This window comes from Luteimonas aquatica (assembly GCF_022662575.1).
Taxonomy (GTDB): Bacteria; Pseudomonadota; Gammaproteobacteria; order Xanthomonadales; family Xanthomonadaceae; genus Luteimonas; species Luteimonas aquatica.
Map to the genome: position 1 here is coordinate 161,468 of NZ_JALBFU010000001.1, position 18,726 is coordinate 180,193.

Sequence of the window (18,726 nt, forward strand, 5' to 3'; positions counted from 1 at the left end):
CGCGGACCGAAGCGGATATGCTTGCGCCTGGACAGGCGGATAGCGGGGAGCTCATGAGGACGGCCCGGTTGGGGGGAACGGTGGCTTTGGCGATGGCGGCTTTGTCCTGCTTCGCAGCCCCTGCCTGGGGCCGGGGCGCCGCGCCGGCAACGCCGCCCCGGATGTGCCATGAGCCCGCGCTGGCGAGGACGCAGTGTCTGATCCAGGCGGCCCTGGAAGACCTGGCGGCGACTTACCCGAACACGGGCGGCGGCGGCATTGTCGAGATCAAGGCTTTGTCCACGCTCGTGTACCGGATATCGATCGCCCAGGAGGAGCGGGTCGATCTGGTGACCTACGAGTTCGAGATCGAGCCCGATGGCAGAACGCGTATCGTAAAGCGCACCGAAGGCGTCAAGTAGGCCGAGCCGGATGGCGGCGGCTTGCCAACTCGCATCGCAATTCTCCGGTTGCGAATCCGCCATGGCGTTGTTTCACGCTCCCCGTCAGCGCATTGAGTACCCGTTGCACGCGAATCGCTTCGTGCCTTGCATGAAAGCGGCGGTTGCCGTGCAGGGGGAAGGACTCCCGCCGCGGCCAGGGGCGCGCCGATGCTGAGCATCGGCGTGGTCGTGCTGGCCGCGGTGCTGTGGCTGGCGCTGATGTTCGGCACCGCCCTGTACGGCGAGCGCCACCCGGCGGCGCTGGCGCGGCACTGGCGCCACGTCTACGCGCTGTCGCTGGCGGTGCACTGCACCTCGTGGTCGTTCTACGGCACCGTCACCCAGGCCGCGCGCTACGGCTGGCCGCTGCCGCCGACCTTCCTCGGCGCCATCGCCTTCTACGCGCTGGCGGTGGCCTTCATGGTGCGGCTGGTGCGGCTGGCGCGCGAGACCAATGCCACCTCGTTGGCCGACCTGATCGCCACGCGCCTGGGCAAGGACGCCTGGCTGGCGGCGGTGGTGACCCTGGTCGCCGCGCTTGGCCTGATCCCGTACATCGCCCTGCAGCTGAAGGCGGTGACGATGAGCTTCTCCACCCTGACCGGCGGCGGCGCCGTCGCCGAGGTGGCGTTCTGGCGCGACGGCGCGCTGTACGTGGCGCTGGCGATGGCGCTGTTCGCGATGCTGTTCGGCGCGCGCCGCGCCAGCGCGGTCGAGCACAACCACGGGCTGGTGCTGGCGATCGCCTTCGAGTCGCTGTTCAAGCTGGCGGCGATGCTGGCGCTGGGCGCCTTCGTCTGGCTGGGGTTGGATGCGCTGCCGCAGGCACCGCCGCCGTCGGTGCCGCAGACCAGCGACGGCTTCGCGCCGCTGGTGCTGCTGGGCGCGCTGGCGATGTTCATCCTGCCGCACCAGTTCCATGTCGGCGTGGTGGAGTGCCGCGACGCGGGCGACGTGCGCACCTCGCGCTGGCAGTTTCCGCTGTACCTGCTGCTGATCGCCCTGCCGGCACTGCCGCTGGCGCGCGCCGGCGCGACGCTGCTCGGCGACAGCGTGCCCTCGGACATGTACGCATTGGCATTGCCCTTCTCGCGCGGACACGAGGGCGTGGCGCTGTTCGCCTTCCTCGGCGGCCTGAGCGCGGCCACCGGCATGGTGGTGGTGAGCACGCTGACGCTCAGCCTGATGATCGGCAACCACTGGTTCGCGCCGGGCCTGCTGCGCGGGGCGTGGTCGCGCGGGCGCGGCGGCGATGCGGACCGCCGCGGCGACGTGCTGCTGCTGCGCCGCGGCGGCATCGTCGCGATCATGCTGCTGGCCTGGGCCTACAGCCGCCTGATCGCCGGCAACGACGCGCTCGCCGATGTCGGCGCGGTGTCGTTCTCGGCGCTGGCGACGCTGACGCCGGCATTGGTCTTCGCGGTGTGGCGGCCGCAGACGCCGGCGCGCGCGGCCAGCATCGGCGTGCTGGCCGCGTTCGCCACCTGGGCCTGGGTGATGCTGGCGCCGATGTGGAGCGGCGGCCCGGACTGGACGCGGCAGGGGCCGCTGGGCATCGCCTGGCTGTCGCCCGGTGCGCTGTTCGGGCTGACCGGATGGAGCCGGCTCGGCCGCGCCGTCGGCGCCAGCCTGTTCACCGGCACGCTGGCCACGCTGTTGGCGGCGGCGGTGCGCGTGGCGCCGCGCGCGGTCGCCCGCGGCGCGGATGCGCGCACGCTGCGCGGGGCGGGACGCCGCTTCCTGTCCGCGCGCAGCGTCGACGCGCTGCTGGCGGACGCGCCCGAACGCGGGCCGGTGCCGCCGGAGATCGAGGCGCGGCTGGAGCGCGAACTCGCCGCCGTGCTCGGCAGCGCATCGGCGCGGCTGCTGCTCGATGCCGCGCGCCGGCAGGCCGGCCCGGACCTGGGACCCGATCTCGAGACCGTCGCCACGATCGTCGGCGAGGCCTCGCAGGACCTGCGCTTCAACCAGCGTCTGCTGGAAGGCGCGCTGGAGAACATGAGCCAGGGGATCAGCGTGGTCGATGCGCAGTTGCGGCTGGTGGCGTGGAACCGCCGCTACGCCGAGCTGTTCGGCTATCCGCCGGAGCTGCTGCAGGTCGGCCGCCCGATCGCCGATCTCAGCCGCTGGACCCTGCAGCGGCTGCTGCCGGCGCAGGAGATCGAGCACGCGCTGCAAAGGCGCCTGGCCTGGATGCGCGCCGGCACGCCGCACCTGTCCGAGCGCGTGCTGCCCGACGCCGGCGGGAGCGGAAGCGGGGCTGCCGAAGGCATGACCGTGGAAATCCGCGGCAACCCGCTGCCCGGCGGCGGCTTCGTGGCGACCTTCACCGACGTCACCGCGTTCCGCCGCGTCGAGCGCGGCCTGCGCCAGGCCAACGAGACGCTGGAACAGCGCGTGGGCGAGCGCACCGCCTTGCTGGAATCGGCCAAGCGCGAGGCCGAGCACGCCAACGAGGCCAAGAGCCGCTTCCTCACCGCCATCGGCCACGACCTGATGCAGCCGCTGCACGCCGCGCGCCTGTTCACGGACACGCTGTCGCAGCAGCTCGCGGCACCGTTGCAGCGCGAGGCGGCGGCGCAGCTGCGCGGCGCGCTGGACTCGACCGCCGACCTGCTCACCGGCCTGTTCGACATGTCGCGGCTGGAGGCGGGCGGGCTGGCGCCGCAGTGGCGCGAATTCCCGCTGGCCGACGTGCTCGACCCGCTGGCCTCCGAGTTCCGCGCGCTGGCGGCCGAGCGCGGTCTGGATTTCGCCTGCGTGCCGACCGCGGCCTGGGTGCGCAGCGATCCGCAGCTGCTGCGCCGCGTGCTGCAGAACTTCCTCGCCAACGCCGTGCGCTATACGGCCGACGGCGGCGTGCTGCTCGGCGTGCGCCGCGAGGGAGAGTCGCTGCGCATCGAGGTGCACGACACCGGCCCGGGCATCGCCGCCGCACAGCGCGCGGCGATCTTCGAGGAGTTCCGCCGCGGCGAGGGCGCGGCCGGGCAGGGGCTGGGGCTGGGATTGGCGATCGCCGATCGCATCGCGCGCCTGCTGGCGGCGCCGCTGTCGCTGCGCAGCCGCGTGGGCCACGGCACCGTGTTCGCGCTGTCGGTGCCGCGCGTGGCCGCGCGCGCGCCCGCGGTCGCCGCGACCGGGCGCGCCGGCCTCGCCGGCACGCGCGTGCTGATCGTGGACAACGAACCGGATGCGCTGCGGTCGCTGCGGGGATTGCTGGAAAGCTGGGGCTGCCAGGTGCTGGCGGCGGCCGATGGCCCGCAGGCCGAGTCCGTGCTGGCCGAACGCGAGGCGGCGCTGTGGCTGTTCGACTACCACCTCGACGGCGGCGACACCGGCGCCGCGCTGCATGCGCGCCTGGCGCAGCGCTTCGGCCCGCGTCCGACGTTGATCCTCAGCGCCGACGGCGGCGATGCCGTGCGCCGCGCCGTCCACGAGGCCGGGTTGCCGCTGCTGGCCAAGCCGCTCAAGCCGCTGGCGCTGAAATCGGTGCTCGATCGCCTGCTTGCCGCGCAACACCCCTAAGGTCTAGTCCAGCGCCCAGGAAAACTCCAGGGCCGCCCGGGAGAACCGCATCGACGCGTCCTCGGAGCCGGTCGCCATCCCCGTGTCGTAAAAGCCGAGCGCGCGCTCGAACAGGGCCGCCTGCCCGGGATCGGAGAGCTCGCGCCTGCTGCGGGCGATGCACTGTTTGGCGTCGTCGTCGGCTTTCTCCGCCCCGGCGGTCGCGCGCTCGCCGGCGATCCGCTGGCTCAGGGACTCCTCCATGCGCAACAGGCACTGGATGTAATCCTGCTTGCGCATCGGGCGGGAGGTGTCTTCGCCGTGTCCGGCCTCGCGCACGGACGGTGCGGTCCTGGCCGCATCCTGCGCATGGATGCAACCGGACATCAGCAAGGCGATCGCCCATGGCATCGCCCGTGTCGCGGCCTTCATGCCGCTGCCTGCACGGCCATCGAGGAGACGGATGCGGCACGGTCGCGCCGTTGTCCGGTCGAGTGCTTCACGATTCGAGGCGGCGCGCCGGGTCGCTGAGTTCCAGCTCGCGCAGCACCACGCCGGCCTGGGTGCGGTTGCGCACGCCCAGGCGGTCGAAGATCGCCGACAGGTGCGCCTTCACCGTGCGCTCCTGCACGTCGAGGCGATCGGCGATCTGCTTGTTGAGCAGGCCTTCGGCCACCAGCGCCAGCACCCGGAACTGCTGCGGCGACAGGCTGGCCAGGCGTGCGGCCAGCGCGCTGTCGTAGCCGGAGGACTGCGCCCGCGCCACGCTCGCGCGCAGCGAGGCGGGCAGCCATTGCTCGCAGGCCATCACGCTGCGGATCGCCTCGCGCAGCTCGTCCAGGCCGGCGCTCTTGGGCAGGTAGCCGGCGGCGCCGTGATCGAGCGCGCGGCGCACCACCTGCGGGTCGTCGTTGGCCGAGACCACGATCACCGCCACGCCCGGATGCTGGGCGCGGATCGCGGCCAGCCCGGCCAGGCCGTGATTGCCGGGCATGTGCAGGTCGAGCAGCACCAGGTCGATGCCGGGTTCGGCGTCCAGCGCCGCCAGCACGGCGTCGAGGGAACCGGCCTCGCGCACCTGCAGCGCGTCGACGGCGTCGGCCGCGGCCTGGCGCAGGGCGGCGCGGAACAGCGGATGGTCGTCGGCGATCAGCAGCAGCGGCATCTGGCCATTCTGGCAGGAATTGCCCGGCAGGCATCGGGCGCGGCGCCGCGCGCGCCGTGGTACCAAAGTACGATGAAGGCCGCCCCGGGCCTTGCTAACGTGTCGGCATGACCAGACTTCCGATTCGCGCCTGCGCCGTCCTGTCCCTCGCCTTGCTGCTGGGCGCCTGCGCCAGCGGGCCGCGCCGCGGCGCCACGGAGACTCCCATGTTCACCTCGGAACGCAGCAGCGAGCACCGCGGCGCCGACGATCTGCTCAGCGCCGGGCTCGGCCTGGACGGCCTGCGCGCGATGACGCCGCCGGCCTTCGCCGACGCCGCCCGTCCCACTGCCGCTGAACTGCGCCGCCGCGCGCTCTGGCACAACTGGCGCGGCATCGCCGATCTCGCCCCGGGCGGCGGCTTTGGCGAGGTCTACGGCAACCTGGCCAAGGTGCCCGGCCGCGAATACTCCGCCTACGCCAGGCTGCCCGGTGCGCGCCAGCCGCACCGCGTGCTGGTGCAGGTGCCCGACGCCTTCGACGCGAAGAAGCGCTGCGTGGTGGTGAGCGCGTCCTCCGGCTCGCGCGGCATCTACGGCGCCATCGCGGTCGCCGGCGCCTGGGGTCTGCCCAAGGGCTGCGCGGTGGCTTACACCGACAAGGGCGCGGGCACCGATTATTTCGATCTCGACGCGCAGGCCGGCGCACGCGCCGACGGCACGCCGGGCGCGCTCGGCGTCGACGCGGACCTCGCCTTCGTCCCCGACGCGCCGGTGAACGCCTCGGGCGTGGCCTTCAAGCACGCCCATTCGCAGGACAATCCCGAGGCCGACTGGGGGCGGCACGTGAAGCAGGCCGCCGAGTTCGCGCTGCACGCGCTCGGCCAGGCGATGCCCGAGGCCGCGCCCTTCACCTTCGACAACACGCGCGTGATCGCGGTGGGCATTTCCAACGGCGGCGGCGCGGTGCTGCGCGCCGCCGAACTGGACGGCACCCAAGACTGGCTCGACGCGGTCGTCGCCGGCGAACCCAACGTGCAGGCGGAGGGCGCGCGCTCGATCTACGACTACAGCACCGAGGCCGCGCTGCTGATGCCCTGCGCGCTGTTGCATCTGCAGGATCTGGCGCAGCCGCCGCTGCGCGCCCAGGTCGAACCGTTGTGGGCGGCGCGCTGCGCCTCGCTCAAGGCCGCCGGCCTGGTCGAGGGCGGGGACGCGGCCGCGCAGGCGGCCTCGGCCTACGCACGCATGCTCGACGGCGGCTGGAGCGAGGCCTCACTGCGCGCGGGCGCCCTCTCGGCCGGCTTCGACCTGTGGCGCGCGGTCGCCGCCACCTACGCCTCGGCCTATGGCCGCTATGGCGTGGGCGAGCATCCCTGCGGCTATGCCTTCGCGGCGCAGGGCGCCGACTTGCGCGCGCGCGCGGCCAGCGCCGGGGAACGCGCGGCCTGGTGGAGCGATGCCGCCGGCATTCCGCCGGGCGCCGGCGTCGGATTGCTCGACGCCAAGGCGGCGGCGGTGCCGGACCCTGGCTTCGCCGGGCTGCAATGCCTGCGCGCCCTGAACGACGGCGAGAGCGCCGATGCGCTGCGCGTGCGCAAGGGCATCGCCGAGGTGCGTGCCGGCCTGCCGCGCCGCGGCCTGCCGGTGATCGTGGTGCACGGCACCGACGACGGCCTGGTGCCGATCGCCTTCAGCAGCCGGCCGTGGGTGGCGCAGGCGCAGGCCGCCGGCCGCGACGTGCGCTATTGGCAGGTGCGCCACGCCCAGCATTTCGACGCCTTCCTCGGCCTGCCGGACTATGCCGCGCGCTACGTGCCGCTGCTGCCCTACGTGTACGCGGCGCTCGACCGCGTCGACGCCGCGCTCGACGGCGCGCCATTGCCGGCCAGCGCCACCATCGAGACCGCGCTGCGCGGCGCCGGCAAGCCGCTGACGGCCGCGCACCTGGCACTGCCGCGCTGATTGCCGGCACTCGCGCCCGAAACGGCGGGTGCGCGAAGGGCATCAAAGCCGCATTGGCGCCTTGTGGCCGATGGCGGGTATCGTGGCGCCATGACGAAGGCCGTGGATGATCGCGCGAGAACACCGGGTGCGGCCCCTGCACGCCGTGCGTCGGCGGCGCTCCTGGCCGCCATGCTCGTCTCGGCCTGTTCGTCCGCCGAAGAGGGCGGGGCGGATGCCGGCATGGCGCGAGCACAACCTCCGGCGCGTGATGCCCTCGTCCCGGCGCCGCCGTCGCCGGACCCGTTCCCTGGCCAGGACGAGGTGCGGCTGGAGTCCTTGTTCGCGGCTTTGGCCGCCGAGGTGCCCGTGCTGGCGCGCGCGCCGCAGGTGCGCCGCGATTTCGAGAGCCTGCTTCCCGAGCTGGCGCGGCGCGACGACCAGGCGCTGTACCTGGACTATGTCCGCGTCCGTCTCGCCTTCGAGGCCACGCGCGCGGGGGGACTGTGGGGCCTCGCGTGGCGGATCACCGATCAGCAGCCGCAGTCGGATCGGATCTGGGCGCAATGGCGCGGGCTCGCGGCCTCGCGTGGCGCGGATTTGCCGGCGATCACCGCGATCGCCGAATGCGACGAGCTTTCGGCGCTGTTCGCCTTCGTCGCGCACGCCATCGGCTTGTCGAAGCGCTCGCAGGTCGGCCTGCTGTGGCCCGCCGCCAACCACACGGTCGCGGTGTGGGTGATCGAACCGGGTGCGCGGGAGACGCGCGTGGTGGTGCCGACTTCGCAGGTATTCCTCGATGGCGCGCAAAGCCTGGGCACCGCCCGTTTCGATCCCTGGGCCCAGAAGCGCATCTTCGACTATCGGCGCGTCGATGCGGAGCCGGGAACCCGCCTGCCGGCTCCGCTGGCGCGCGCCTTCGTGCGGGCGGTGCGCGAGCATGTCCCGCAATCGCAAGCGGCGCTGCAGGGCGCCCGCAACCGCCGCGAGCAGGCCCAGGCCGGCGGCGGCCGATGACGGCGGCTTTCGAAACGAACCGGACGACGGCATGACACGACGCCATTTCTCCATGCTCCGCGATTTCCACCTGGCCGACTGGTTCACCCTGGCCAATGCCTTCTGCGGCACCGGGGCGGTGTTCGCGGCGATGCGCTTCCTGCAGGAGGGCGGCGCACTCGACAACAGCCGACGGGATCTACTGATCGGCATGGCGCTGATTCCGCTGGCCTTCGTCTTCGACGCCCTCGACGGCCGCATCGCGCGCTGGCGCAAGGTGGCCTCCACGCTCGGGCGCGAACTCGACTCGCTGGCCGACGTGATTTCCTTCGGCGTGGCGCCCGCGGCGCTGGGCTACGCCTGCGGCCTGCAGGGGGGCTGGGATTGGGTGATCCTGAGCTACTTCGTCGGCTGCGGCGTCAGCCGCCTGGCGCGCTACAACGTCACCGCCGAGACGCTCGCCGACGGCGGCGACAAGGTGAAGTATTTCGAGGGCACGCCGATCCCGACCAGCCTGGCGATCGTGATGGTGCTGGCCGTCGCCGCCTGGGGCGGCCACATCGGCGCCTCGCTGTGGCTGGGCGTATGGACGCTGGGGCCGTGGCAGCTGCATCCGCTGGCGCTGCTCTACGCCCTGTCCGGCTCGCTGATGATCAGCAAGACGCTGCGCATTCCCAAGCCCTGAGGGCCGGCGGCCGCGCGAACGTTTCCTGTCGCCGGGCGTTGCTATCATCGGTCCGGTTTCGAACAACGCCTGATTCTGGAGAAGCTCGATGCGGGACGGCAATGAGGGCGGCGCCGGGGCGCCGGACGGTTTCGAGGCGCTGACCCGGCAGTACTGGAAGGCCTGGAACGAGGCGCTGCGCGGCATGGCGTCGGCCGGCGGCTTGCCGCCGCGCGGCGCGCCGGCCTCGCCGTGGCAGGCGGCGCTGGAGGGGTGGGCCGCCTTCGCCCAGGGCGGCGTTCCCGAGGCGAACGACGCCGTCGGCCGGCTGCGCAGCCAGGCCGGCCACTGGTTCGCGCAGATGCAGCAGCTGGCGGGGCAGTTCGCCGGCGGCGACGCCGGCGCGCACGAGATCGCGCAGGCCTGGAAGCGCATGCTGGGCGCGGCCGGCGGCAATCCCTTCTCGCAATTCACCGGCTCCATGCACGGGCAGGGCGCGCAGAGCTTCGAGCGCTGGCTGCAGCAGGCCGCGCCCTGGATGAACGCCTTCGAGGGCTTCCGCCACGAAGGCGCCGCCTGGCTGCAACTGCCGACCTTCGGCCTGGCGCGCGAGCACCAGGAGCGCTGGCAGCGCCTGGCGCAGGCGCACCTGGACTACCAGCAGCGCACCCAGGACTACAACACGCTGATGCTCAAGGCGACCGAGGACGCCTACGCGCTGTTCGAGCGCAAGCTGTCCGAGCACGCCGACGCGGGCAGGAAGATCGAGACGGCGCGCGCACTGTTCGACCTGTGGGTGGACGCCGCCGAGGACGCCTACGCCAGGATCGCGCTCTCGCGCGAGTTCCGCCAGGTCTACGCGGGCATGGTCGATGCACAGATGCGCCTGCGCGGCGGCATCCAGCGCGAGGTCGAGCAGGCCTGCGCGCTGCTGGACATGCCCACGCGCAGCGAACTCGACGGCGCGCACCGCAAGATCGTCGAGCTGGAACGGCAGGTGCGGCGGTTGCGCGAGGCCCAGGGGCGCGCGCCATCGGCCGCGCGCGCCGCGGCGTCGGCACCGCCGCAGACGGCGACCCCCGCACCGCGCGTCGTCAAGGCGCCCGCGCGACGGGCGGCAGGCAAGAAACCGGCCAGCAAGAAACCCGCCGTCAAGCCCGCCGGCAGGAAGAGCGCGGCCAAGGCCGCGCACGATGCGCGCAGCATCAAGCGCGGCCCGCTGTTCGCCATGTCCGGGATCGCCGCGCCGATGGCCCCGGAGCCGATGACCGAACGCGAGACCGCCCATGCCGCGAAGGGGCGTGCCGTGAAGAAGCATGTCGCGAAGAAGAAGGAGCGCTGAGATGAACGGTCCGCTCGATTTCAACGCCCAGGCGCTGGCCGAGGAAGCCGCAGCCCTGCAGAAAAAGCTGGGCGCCGGCCTGGCGACCCTGCGCGAGGTGGACGACGTCGACTTCGGCGCCACCATGCGCCAGGAGGTCTGGCGCGACGGCAAGACGGTGCTGTACCGCTTCGTCGGCGAGAAGGCGCCGACCGCCAAGGTGCCGCTGCTGATCAGCTACGCGCTGGTCAACCGCCCGTACATGGTCGATCTGCAGAACGACAAGTCGATCGTGCGCAACCTGCTGGCCCACGGCGAGGACGTCTACATCATCGACTGGGGCTACCCGGACCGCTCCGACCGCTTCCTCACGCTCGAGGACTACATCGACCGTTTCATCGGCGGCGCCATCGACCACCTGCGCGACCACCACGGCCTGGACGCGGTGAACCTGCTCGGCATCTGCCAGGGCGGGGCGTTCGCGCTGTGCTACGCCGCGCTGCATCCGGACAAGGTCAGGAACCTGATCACCATGGTGACGCCGGTGGATTTCCACACCGACGACAACATGCTCTCCAACTGGGTGCGCGAGCTGGACGTCGACCTGTTCGTCGACACGCTCGGCAACGTGCCGGCCGACACCATGAACCTGTGCTACCTCACGCTCAAGCCCTGGCGCCTGTTCGTGCAGAAGTACGTGGGGCTGGTGGACATCCTCGACGACAAGCGCGCGGTCGAGGATTTCCTGCGCATGGAGAAGTGGATCTTCGATTCGCCCGACCAGGCCGGCGAGGCGTTCCGTCAGTTCGTCAGGCAGTTCTACCAGGGCAACGGCTTCGTCAACGGCGGCATCGTCATCGGCGAGCGCGAGGTGCACCTGGGACTGGTGGAGATGCCGGTGCTGAACATCTTCGCCGAGCAGGATCACCTGGTGCCGCCGTCGGCCTCCCGGCCGCTGCGCGGGCTGATCGGCAGCCAGGACTATTCCGAACTGTCCTTCCGCGGCGGCCACATCGGCATCTACGTCTCCAGCCGGGCGCAGAAAGAGGTGCCGGGCGCGATCCACGAGTGGCTGCATGCGCGCAATGCATAGGATCGGCGTCGTCGCGCTGGGCATCGGATGCGCCGCGCTGCTGTGCGCGGCGACCGCGCCCGCGGCGGAGAGCGAGCGCGAAATCGACGGCCTGATCCGCGCCATCGGCGACTCGGGCTGCGAGTTCGAGCGCAACGGCTCCTGGCACGATGCCGCCGCGGCCCGCGCGCATCTGCAGCGCAAGTACGACTGGCTGCGCAAGCGCGATGCCGCGGGCAACGCCGAACAGTTCATCGAACGCGCCGCCACCCGCAGCAGCGTCAGCGGCAAGCCCTACCGCGTGCGCTGCCGGGGGCGGGCGCCGCAGCCGGCCTCGGCCTGGTTCGGCGAGCAGTTGCGGCGCCAGCGCCAGGACGCGAAAACGGCCGGCCCGACGCGCTAGACTCCCGGCATCCGCCCGCCAACGCTTCCGACGATGCGCCAGCCACCGACGCTTTCCCGCTCCATCAACGACCGCGTCCTGGCCGGCGTGCTCGGCGGCGTGGCACGCCGCTTCGGCTGGAACTCGACCCTGCTGCGCGTGATCTACGTGCTGGTGTCGGTGCTGTCGGCGGCGTTCCCCGGCATCCTGGTCTATCTGATCCTGTGGCTGCTGATTCCAGAGAGCGTGGCTCCGGAGAGCGCGGCTCCAGAAAGCGTGGCTCCAGGAAGCACGCCCCCGGAAGGCGGCGATTGAGCGCTGCGGGGACGCCGTGGGCGCGCGCGGGCCTGCGCGCGCTGCAGGCCTGCGGCGTCGTCTGGACGCTGCCCAATACCGCGATCGGACTGCTGCTCGGCGTCGCCGGGCTCGCGTTCGGCGCGCACGCGCACCTGCGCGCGGCCGATCTCGCGCTGGTGTTCCATCGCTGGCCGTGGGGGCCGGGCGGGGCGATGACGCTCGGCAACGTGATCCTGCACACCGGCGACACGCTCGATGCCGAATGCGTCACCTACGCGCACCGCGCAGGATGGTGCCAGGAGCCGGCCATCCTGCTGGCCGACCACGAGCGCGCGCACATCTACCAGTACATGGCGTTGGGGCCGCTGTTCCTGCCGCTGTACCTGCTGTGCGGCGGCATCAGCGTGCGCAACCGCTTCGAGCGCGCCGCGGATCGCTATGCCAGCCGGGGAACGGGCTGGTGGCCGTTCTCCGCGCTCGACGATCTTGCCCCGCATCCATGACGACGGCGCGAACGCATTTCGTTGCGGTGCGGCAGCGATCATGCGTTTGCAACCGCGTTTTCACCCGGTGCCGACGAACGGCGAGGATTTTTTACGGTCACATAACGGTCATTGCGATAGCCTGTTCCCGTCGAAGAAAAAGCGAAACGCGAAAGCCGGACGCAATCGCTTCGACAAAGAAGGCTCAGCCGAACGGAGCAATCCGTGAGACTGGGCCTTCTGCTTTATGCGCGCTTTGCATGCGCGCCCTGCAGCGCGCGGCGCAACGCCAGCGCGAACAGACCGATGCCGGGCAATGCGCAGGCGCATCCTCGCGAACGTGCCGCAACGCCTTGAGCGCCAACGTTCAGGCCAAGGGCAGGATCGCGAACGACTCGCCGGCCGCGACGCCATGGGGGCCGAAGCGGCGCTCGGCGAAGACGATCCGGTCGGTGCCGACCAGGACGATGCTGCTGCAACGCGTGCCGTAGTGCTCGCCGAGCACGAACGGCGGCGAGAGCGCGCGTTCCAGATCCAGGCCGACGCCGGTATCGGGCAGGTCGGCGTCGGGAGCCGGCGCGGCGTCGGCGAGCGCATCGAACAGCGGGGCGAGCACGGCGGCTTCGCCCTGCGCGCAGGCCTCGGCCGCCGGCGTGTCCAGCCAGGCGGCGAGCGCCCGCGTCGCGCGGCCGCTCTTGGGCCAGGGCGCGTCGAAAGCGCCGTTGGACATGGCGTGCATGCCCGGCGCGACGGGCGAGCAGGCGAAGCGCGGATGGTTGCTGGTGAAGGCCAGCTCGGCGCCGTCCCAGGCCAGCAGGTTGAAGCGTCCGTACTCGGCCGCCGTGGGCGCCAGCGCCGCGGCGGCCTGCAAGGCGCCGGCGTCGGCGCGGACGAAGTCCCGGACCAGGAATCCGCGCGAGCGCGGCGCGGCCTCCCTGGCGATGCCGTCGCGGACGTTGGTCACCGCCGCCAGCCGACCGCGCGCGGAGGCCTGCAGCCAGCCGCCGCCCTGGACCAGGTCGCGGCCGCCGTAGACCTCGGGCGCGTCGGGATCAGGGCCGGCCGCCGCGGTGGGGCGGGCATGGAATTCGTCGCGGTTGGCGATCAGGGCGAGCGGGTAGCGCGGGTAGACCCGCCAGGCGAGGGCGATCAGGCACATGGGCGGATGCTAGCCGATCGGCCCAGGGTCCTGGTCGGGCGGCGAATCTAAACGCAATCTGAATATGTCCGGGCATCGCGCGATCCCGTGTCGATTTCCGGTCCCCCCGCGCGACGTTGTCATGCGCGCCGGGGAAACGATCCTGCCCGCGGCGCCTTTCCCTTCAACACGCTGGAGTCCTGACATGAGCTACGTCGACGGTTTCGTCCTGCCGGTCCCGAAGAAGAACCTCGCCAAGTACCGCGCCCTGGCCCGCAAGGCCGGCCGCATCTGGATGGAATACGGTGCGCTGGAATACATGGAAACGGTGGCCGACGACGTGCAGCCGGGCAAGGTCACCTCGTTCCCGCAGAGCGTGAAGCTCAAGAAGGACGAAGTGGTGGTCTTCTCCTGGGTCGTCTACAAGTCGCGCAAGCACCGCGACAGCGTCGTCAAGAAGGTGATGGCCGATCCGCGCCTGGCCAACATGGGGCCCAAGGACATGCCGTTCGACGGCAAGCGCATGTTCTGGGGCGGCTTCAAGCCCATCGTCCGGTTCTGAAGCGCCGCAGTCCGCAATCGGTCACGACCCGGCCGCAGGCGCGCGGCGCACAATGCGCCGCCGCCATCCCCCGAACCCACTTCTCAGGAAACGTCACCATGTCGCACCCGAACCATCGCATCCTGCGCCGGCTGGCGCTGCTGGCATCGCTGCTCCCGGGCGCGGCGCTCGCCGCCGAGACGGTCTACGAGATCGATCCGATGCATACCTTTCCCAGCTTCGAGGCCGACCACCTGGGCGGCCTGTCGGTGTGGCGCGGCAAGTTCGACAAGAGCGCGGGCACGGTCACGCTCGACAGGAAGGCCGGGACCGGATCGATCGACGTCACCATCGACGCGGCCAGCGTCAACTACGGCCTGAAGGAAATGGACGATGCGGCCAGGAGTGCGGAGCTGTTCGACGTCGCCAAGTATCCGACCGCGACCTACAAGGGCAAGCTGGCCGGCTTCGTCGACGGCAAGCCGACCAGGGCCGAGGGCGAGCTGACCCTGCATGGCGTCACCAAGCCGGTGACCCTGGAGATCCGCTCCTTCAAGTGCATGCCGCATCCGGTCAGCAAGCGCGAGCTGTGCGGCGCGGACGCCGCGACCACCATCCAGCGCGACGCCTTCGGCATGACGGCCGGCAAGGATTACGGCTTCAGCATGGACGTGAAGCTGAGCATCCAGGTCGAGGCGATCGCCAAGCAGCAATGACGCGGGCGCCAGGCGAGCCCGCCATGCCGGCCGTCGCGCTACCATCGCGCCACGGCTTCGTCCCGTTCCTCCCCGACATGGAAACGACTGCGTGAATTCCCCCACACGCGCCGCCAGCGGCGCCGGCAACACCCGCGACCACCGCTGGCAGGCCCTGATCGTGGTCTGCCTCGGCGTGCTGATGATCGTGCTCGATTCCACGGTGGTGAACGTGGCCTTGCCCTCGATCCGCGACGACCTCGGATTCTCCGACGCGGCGCTGGCCTGGGTGGTCAACGCCTATCTGCTCACCTTCGGCGGCTTCATGCTGCTGGGCGGGCGCCTGGGCGACCTGTTCGGCCACCGGCGCCTGTTCCTGATCGGCATCGTGCTGTTCACGCTGGCCTCGCTGGCCTGCGGCCTGGCCCGCTCGCAGGCGTTCCTGGTGACCGCGCGCGCCGTGCAGGGCTTCGGCGGCGCGGTGGTCACCGCGGTGGCGCTGTCGCTGATCATGATGCTGTTCACGCAGACCGCCGAGCGCGCCAAGGCCATGGGCGTCTACAGCTTCGTCTGCGCGGGCGGCGGCAGCATCGGCGTGCTGCTCGGCGGACTGCTGACCAGCGCGCTGAGCTGGCACTGGATCTTCCTGATCAACATCCCGATCGGCGCGGTGGTGTTCCTGCTTTCGCGCAAGCTGCTGCCGGCCGAGCACAAGGCGCCCGATACCCGCGAGCTGGACGTCGCCGGCGCGGTCACCGTGACGCTGTCGCTGATGCTGGCCGTGTACGCGATCGTCAACGGCAACGAGGTGGGCTGGCTCGCCGCCAGGACGCTGGGCATGCTGGCGGTGGCGGCGGTGCTGCTCGGCGCGTTCCTGCGGATCGAGTCGCGCGTGCGGGTGCCGCTGATGCCGCTGCACCTGTTCGCCTCGCGCAACGTCAGCACGGCCAACGTGGTCGGCGTACTGTGGGCGGCGGGCATGTTCTCCTGGTTCTTCCTGTCGGCGCTATACATGCAGCTGGTGCTCGGCTACGGCCCGATGCAGGTCGGGCTGGCGTTCCTGCCGGCCAACCTGATCATGGCGGCGTTCTCGCTCGGCCTGTCGGCCAAACTGGTGATGCGCTTCGGCATCCGCGTGCCGCTGGCGGTCGGCCTGGGGCTGGCGGCCGCGGGCCTGCTGCTGTTCTCGCAGGCGCCGGTGAACGGCGAGTTCGCCAGCCACGTGCTGCCCGGCATGCTGCTGCTCGGCCTCGGCGCGGGCATGGCCTTCAATCCGCTGCTGCTGGCGGCGATGAGCGACGTGCGCCCGGACGAATCGGGCCTGGCCTCGGGCGTGGTCAACACCGCCTTCATGATGGGCGGCGCGCTCGGGCTGGCGGTGCTGGCCAGCCTGGCCTCGGCGCGCACCGGGGCCCTGCTGTCGCTCGGCGCCGACCGGCTGGTGGCGCTCAACGATGGCTACCGCATCGCCTTCCTGGTGGGCGCGGGATTCGCCGTGCTGGCGGCGATCCTGGGCGCGCTGCTGCTGCGCCCGGCGCGCACGCCGACACCGGAGACCGGCGTGCCCGATTCGCACGCCGCCTGATTCGAGCGGGCGTGCTTCGAGCCGGCATCGAGCCGGCATCGAGCCGGCTCGATCCGAAGCGACTTGATCCCGGCTTGATCCGAAGCCGGCATGGTTCATGGCAGGCGCGGTCCGCGCGTGAAAAGTCCCCTGCCTAGTCGACGCAGGCCTGTGCGCGCCCGAGCAGCAGCTCGCGTTCGCGGGCGTTGCGGGTCAGCGAGGCCGCGCGTTCGAATTCCGCGCGCGCCTCGCCGAGGCGGCCGAGCTTCTGCAGCAGGTCGCCGCGCACGCTGGGCAGCAGGTGGTAGTCCTTCAGGGCCGGCTCGTCGCGCAAGGTATCCACGTGCGCCAGGCCGGCGGCCGGGCCCGCGGCCATCGACAGCGCCACCGAGCGGTTGAGCTCGACCACGGGCGAGGGCATCGCCTCGGCCAGCCGGGCGTAGAGCGCGGCGATGCGCGCCCAGTCGGTCTGCTCGGCGACCGGCGCGCGCGCATGGCAGGCGGCGATGGCGGCCTGCAGAGCATAGGGACCGTCGGCGCCGCCCAGGCGCTCGGCGCGCTCGAGCGCCTCCAGGCCATGGTTGATGAGCAGGCGGTCCCAGCGCGCGCGGTTCTGCTCCAGCAGCAGGATCGGCTCGCCCGACGCGCCGGTGCGCGCGCGCGTGCGCGAGGCCTGGATGTCCATCAGCGCCACCAGGCCGTGCACCTCCGCCTCGCGCGGCGCCAGGCCGGCGAGCACGCGGCCCAGGCGCAGGGCTTCCTGGCACAGGGCGGGGCGCATCCAGTCGTCGCCGGCGGTCGCCGAATAGCCTTCGTTGAAGATCAGGTAGATCACGTGCAGCACGGCCGCCAGGCGTTCGGCCAGTTCCTCGCCGCGCGGCACCTCGTAGGGCACCTGCTTCTCGGAAAGGGTGCGCTTGGCGCGCACGATGCGCTGCGCGACGGTGGGTTCGGGCACCAGGAAGGCGCGCGCGATCTCGTCGGTGGTGAGGCCGCCGAGCAGGCGCAGCGTCAGCGCTACGCGTCCCTCCATCGGCAGCACCGGGTGGCAGGCGGTGAAGATCAGCCGCAGCAGATCGTCGCCGATGTCATCGTCGAGCGCGTCGATGGCGTCAGAGGCGGCCATGTCCTGCTCCGACTCCAGCTCGTAGGCGATCTCCTCGTGCTTGCGCTGCTGCAGCTTGCTGCGGCGCAGGCGGTCGATCGCGCGGTGCTTGGCGGTGGCCATCAGCCAGGCGCCGGGATTGTCGGGCACGCCGTCGCGCGGCCAGCGCTCCAGCGCCGCGACCAGCGCGTCCTGGGCCAGCTCCTCGGCCAGGCCGACGTCGCGCACCATGCGCACGAGGCCGGCGATCACCCGCGGCGACTCCATGCGCCAGACGGTGTCGATGCTGCGGTGAACGTCGGCCGGTGTCATGGCGGGCGATCACAACATCATCGACTATCCGGCGCAAGTCCCGCATGGCGGCATGCCTCCAGGGTTTTCCCATGACGATCGTCCAAGGCGCGCGCGGCCGGCCTGCGGCCCGGGGGGCGCAAGAGGCCGTCCAGGCCGGCACGGCGCGTTGCAAGGGGCGTGCGTGCCTGCGGCGACGCTTATTCCTTGCGCAGCTCGCACGGGCAATTGATCATCCAGGGGATATTGAAGCGATCGGTGAACATCGCGAAGCGCTTGGCCCAGAAGGTTTCCTGCAGTTCCATCGCGATCGCGCCCTGGTCGGACAACGCCGCATAGATGCGCTCGGCGTCCTCGGGCGTGTCGACCTGGATCGAGATGTGCTGGCCCTGCGGCTTGACGTAGGGCTGGCCGCAGGAGTCGGAGCCCATGAGCGTATGCCCGTCGGCGCTCTGCCCATCGATGATCAGGCAGGCATGCATGATGTCGTCCTCGGCGCCGGGCGGCGCATGACCGGCCATGGGCGTATCGCGGAAACCCATCATGGCCTCGATCCTGCCGCCGAAGACGCTCCGGTAGAACTCGAAGGCTTCGCGGCACTGGCCGTTGAAGATGAGATAGGGCGTGAATTGCAGGGACATGGCGGTGGACTCTCGGTCGGATGCGGGATGGGCGGGAATGGCGTGCAAAGGCAGCGCGGGGATCAGGAGCGCTGCCGTTCGATCGTGGCGCGCAGACGGTCTTCCTGCTGGCGCAGTTCGGGAGTGAATTCCTCGCCGAAGTCATCGGCCTCGAAGAACGGGCGGATTTCGATCTCGCTCTCTTCCTCGTGCGGATTCGGGCAGCGCTTGACCCATTCGATGGCCTCGTCCAGCGAACGCACCTGCCAGATCCAGAAGCCGGCGACCAGTTCCTTGGTCTCGGCGAACGGCCCGTCGGTGACGGTGCGCTCGCGCCCGGAGAAACGCACGCGCGCGCCCCTGGCGCTGGGATGCAGGCCTTCGCCGGCGAGCATGATCCCGGCCTTGACCAGCTCCTCGTTGAAGTTGCCCATCGCGGCGATCTGTTCCCGGCTGGGCATGACGCCGGCTTCGGACGCGGCGGTGGCTTTGACGATCACTAGCACTTTCATGGCGGTCTCCTCTGGTCTGTGGCGCGACCGATG

At 71.4% G+C, this 18,726-nt stretch carries 18 protein-coding genes and 1 pseudogene; 13 read left to right on the forward strand and 6 right to left on the reverse strand.

Features of this window, described 5'->3' with window-relative positions; translation table 11 throughout:
- Nucleotides 1-92 precede the first annotated feature (92 nt).
- Both MD221_RS00730 and MD221_RS00735 read left to right on the forward strand, forming a co-directional pair.
- Nucleotides 93-401 (forward strand): hypothetical protein, encoded by a 309-nt coding sequence (locus MD221_RS00730; protein ID WP_242107028.1) that lies wholly within the window; start codon nt 93-95, stop codon nt 399-401.
- Nucleotides 402-590: 189 nt separating this feature from the next.
- Nucleotides 591-3,947 carry a hybrid sensor histidine kinase/response regulator gene (locus MD221_RS00735; RefSeq protein ID WP_242107031.1) on the forward strand — a complete coding sequence of 1,119 codons (3,357 nt, stop codon included), beginning with the start codon at nt 591-593 and terminating at the stop codon, nt 3,945-3,947.
- A gap of 3 nt (nt 3,948-3,950) precedes the next feature.
- Here the strand turns inward: MD221_RS00735 and MD221_RS00740 are convergent, their stop codons facing one another.
- Both MD221_RS00740 and MD221_RS00745 read right to left on the reverse strand, forming a co-directional pair.
- Nucleotides 3,951-4,358 (reverse strand): hypothetical protein, encoded by a 408-nt coding sequence (locus tag MD221_RS00740; protein WP_242107033.1) that lies wholly within the window; start codon nt 4,356-4,358, stop codon nt 3,951-3,953.
- Nucleotides 4,359-4,425: 67 nt separating this feature from the next.
- Complete coding sequence (locus tag MD221_RS00745) at nt 4,426-5,091, reverse strand: response regulator transcription factor (RefSeq protein WP_242107034.1); 666 nt, start codon at nt 5,089-5,091, stop codon at nt 4,426-4,428.
- Nucleotides 5,092-5,297: 206 nt separating this feature from the next.
- Here MD221_RS00745 and MD221_RS00750 point away from each other — a divergent pair, with 206 nt between their 5' ends.
- The 8 genes and pseudogenes from MD221_RS00750 to MD221_RS00785 all read left to right on the forward strand — a co-directional run bounded on the left by MD221_RS00750 (nt 5,298) and on the right by MD221_RS00785 (nt 12,248).
- Nucleotides 5,298-7,034: a D-(-)-3-hydroxybutyrate oligomer hydrolase gene (locus tag MD221_RS00750; protein ID WP_242107035.1), complete on the forward strand. Its 1,737-nt coding sequence runs from the start codon at nt 5,298-5,300 to the stop codon at nt 7,032-7,034.
- Between the two features lie 90 nt (nt 7,035-7,124).
- Nucleotides 7,125-8,030, forward strand: a complete 906-nt coding sequence (locus MD221_RS00755) for a hypothetical protein (protein WP_242107036.1) — start codon at nt 7,125-7,127, stop codon at nt 8,028-8,030.
- 31 nt (nt 8,031-8,061) lie between these two features.
- Nucleotides 8,062-8,694 carry a CDP-alcohol phosphatidyltransferase family protein gene (locus tag MD221_RS00760; protein ID WP_242107037.1) on the forward strand — a complete coding sequence of 211 codons (633 nt, stop codon included), beginning with the start codon at nt 8,062-8,064 and terminating at the stop codon, nt 8,692-8,694.
- An 88-nt stretch (nt 8,695-8,782) separates the two neighbouring features.
- The gene (phaE, locus tag MD221_RS00765) at nt 8,783-10,015 is read left to right on the forward strand and encodes a class III poly(R)-hydroxyalkanoic acid synthase subunit PhaE (RefSeq protein WP_242107038.1); all 1,233 of its coding nucleotides are present in this window, start codon (nt 8,783-8,785) and stop codon (nt 10,013-10,015) included.
- Nucleotide 10,016: 1 nt separating this feature from the next.
- Nucleotides 10,017-11,087, forward strand: coding sequence for a class III poly(R)-hydroxyalkanoic acid synthase subunit PhaC (locus MD221_RS00770; RefSeq protein ID WP_242107039.1), 1,071 nt, complete (start codon nt 10,017-10,019; stop codon nt 11,085-11,087).
- The gene (locus MD221_RS00775) at nt 11,071-11,469 is read left to right on the forward strand and encodes a YfeK family protein (protein WP_242107040.1); all 399 of its coding nucleotides are present in this window, start codon (nt 11,071-11,073) and stop codon (nt 11,467-11,469) included. Before MD221_RS00770 ends, MD221_RS00775 begins: the two co-directional genes overlap by 17 nt.
- A 33-nt stretch (nt 11,470-11,502) precedes the next feature.
- Nucleotides 11,503-11,688 (forward strand): annotated as a pseudogene (locus MD221_RS00780) (PspC domain-containing protein); the annotation flags it as partial.
- A gap of 71 nt (nt 11,689-11,759) precedes the next feature.
- Nucleotides 11,760-12,248: a hypothetical protein gene (locus MD221_RS00785; protein ID WP_242107042.1), complete on the forward strand. Its 489-nt coding sequence runs from the start codon at nt 11,760-11,762 to the stop codon at nt 12,246-12,248.
- 346 nt (nt 12,249-12,594) lie between these two features.
- On the opposite strand, the gene MD221_RS00790 is transcribed toward MD221_RS00785, so the two are convergent.
- Nucleotides 12,595-13,386, reverse strand: coding sequence for an NRDE family protein (locus MD221_RS00790; protein WP_242107044.1), 792 nt, complete (start codon nt 13,384-13,386; stop codon nt 12,595-12,597).
- A gap of 184 nt (nt 13,387-13,570) precedes the next feature.
- On the opposite strand from MD221_RS00790, the gene MD221_RS00795 reads away from it, so the two are divergent.
- The 3 genes from MD221_RS00795 to MD221_RS00805 all read left to right on the forward strand — a co-directional run bounded on the left by MD221_RS00795 (nt 13,571) and on the right by MD221_RS00805 (nt 16,186).
- Nucleotides 13,571-13,927, forward strand: a complete 357-nt coding sequence (locus MD221_RS00795) for a DUF1428 domain-containing protein (protein WP_242107045.1) — start codon at nt 13,571-13,573, stop codon at nt 13,925-13,927.
- A gap of 98 nt (nt 13,928-14,025) precedes the next feature.
- Nucleotides 14,026-14,622, forward strand: a complete 597-nt coding sequence (locus MD221_RS00800; protein ID WP_242107048.1) for a YceI family protein — start codon at nt 14,026-14,028, stop codon at nt 14,620-14,622.
- A 91-nt stretch (nt 14,623-14,713) separates the two neighbouring features.
- Entirely contained in the window at nt 14,714-16,186 is a 1,473-nt protein-coding gene (locus MD221_RS00805) for an MFS transporter (protein ID WP_242107050.1), read from the forward strand.
- Nucleotides 16,187-16,319: 133 nt separating this feature from the next.
- Here MD221_RS00805 and MD221_RS00810 read toward each other — a convergent pair whose 3' ends face one another.
- The 3 genes from MD221_RS00810 to MD221_RS00820 all read right to left on the reverse strand — a co-directional run bounded on the left by MD221_RS00810 (nt 16,320) and on the right by MD221_RS00820 (nt 18,693).
- Entirely contained in the window at nt 16,320-17,582 is a 1,263-nt protein-coding gene (locus MD221_RS00810) for an RNA polymerase sigma factor (protein WP_242107052.1), read from the reverse strand.
- Between the two features lie 179 nt (nt 17,583-17,761).
- Nucleotides 17,762-18,202 carry a VOC family protein gene (locus tag MD221_RS00815; protein WP_242107053.1) on the reverse strand — a complete coding sequence of 147 codons (441 nt, stop codon included), beginning with the start codon at nt 18,200-18,202 and terminating at the stop codon, nt 17,762-17,764.
- A 62-nt stretch (nt 18,203-18,264) separates the two neighbouring features.
- On the reverse strand, nt 18,265-18,693 hold the full coding sequence (locus tag MD221_RS00820) for a YciI family protein (RefSeq protein ID WP_242107055.1): 429 nt from the start codon (nt 18,691-18,693) through the stop codon (nt 18,265-18,267).
- Nucleotides 18,694-18,726: the final 33 nt, after the last annotated feature.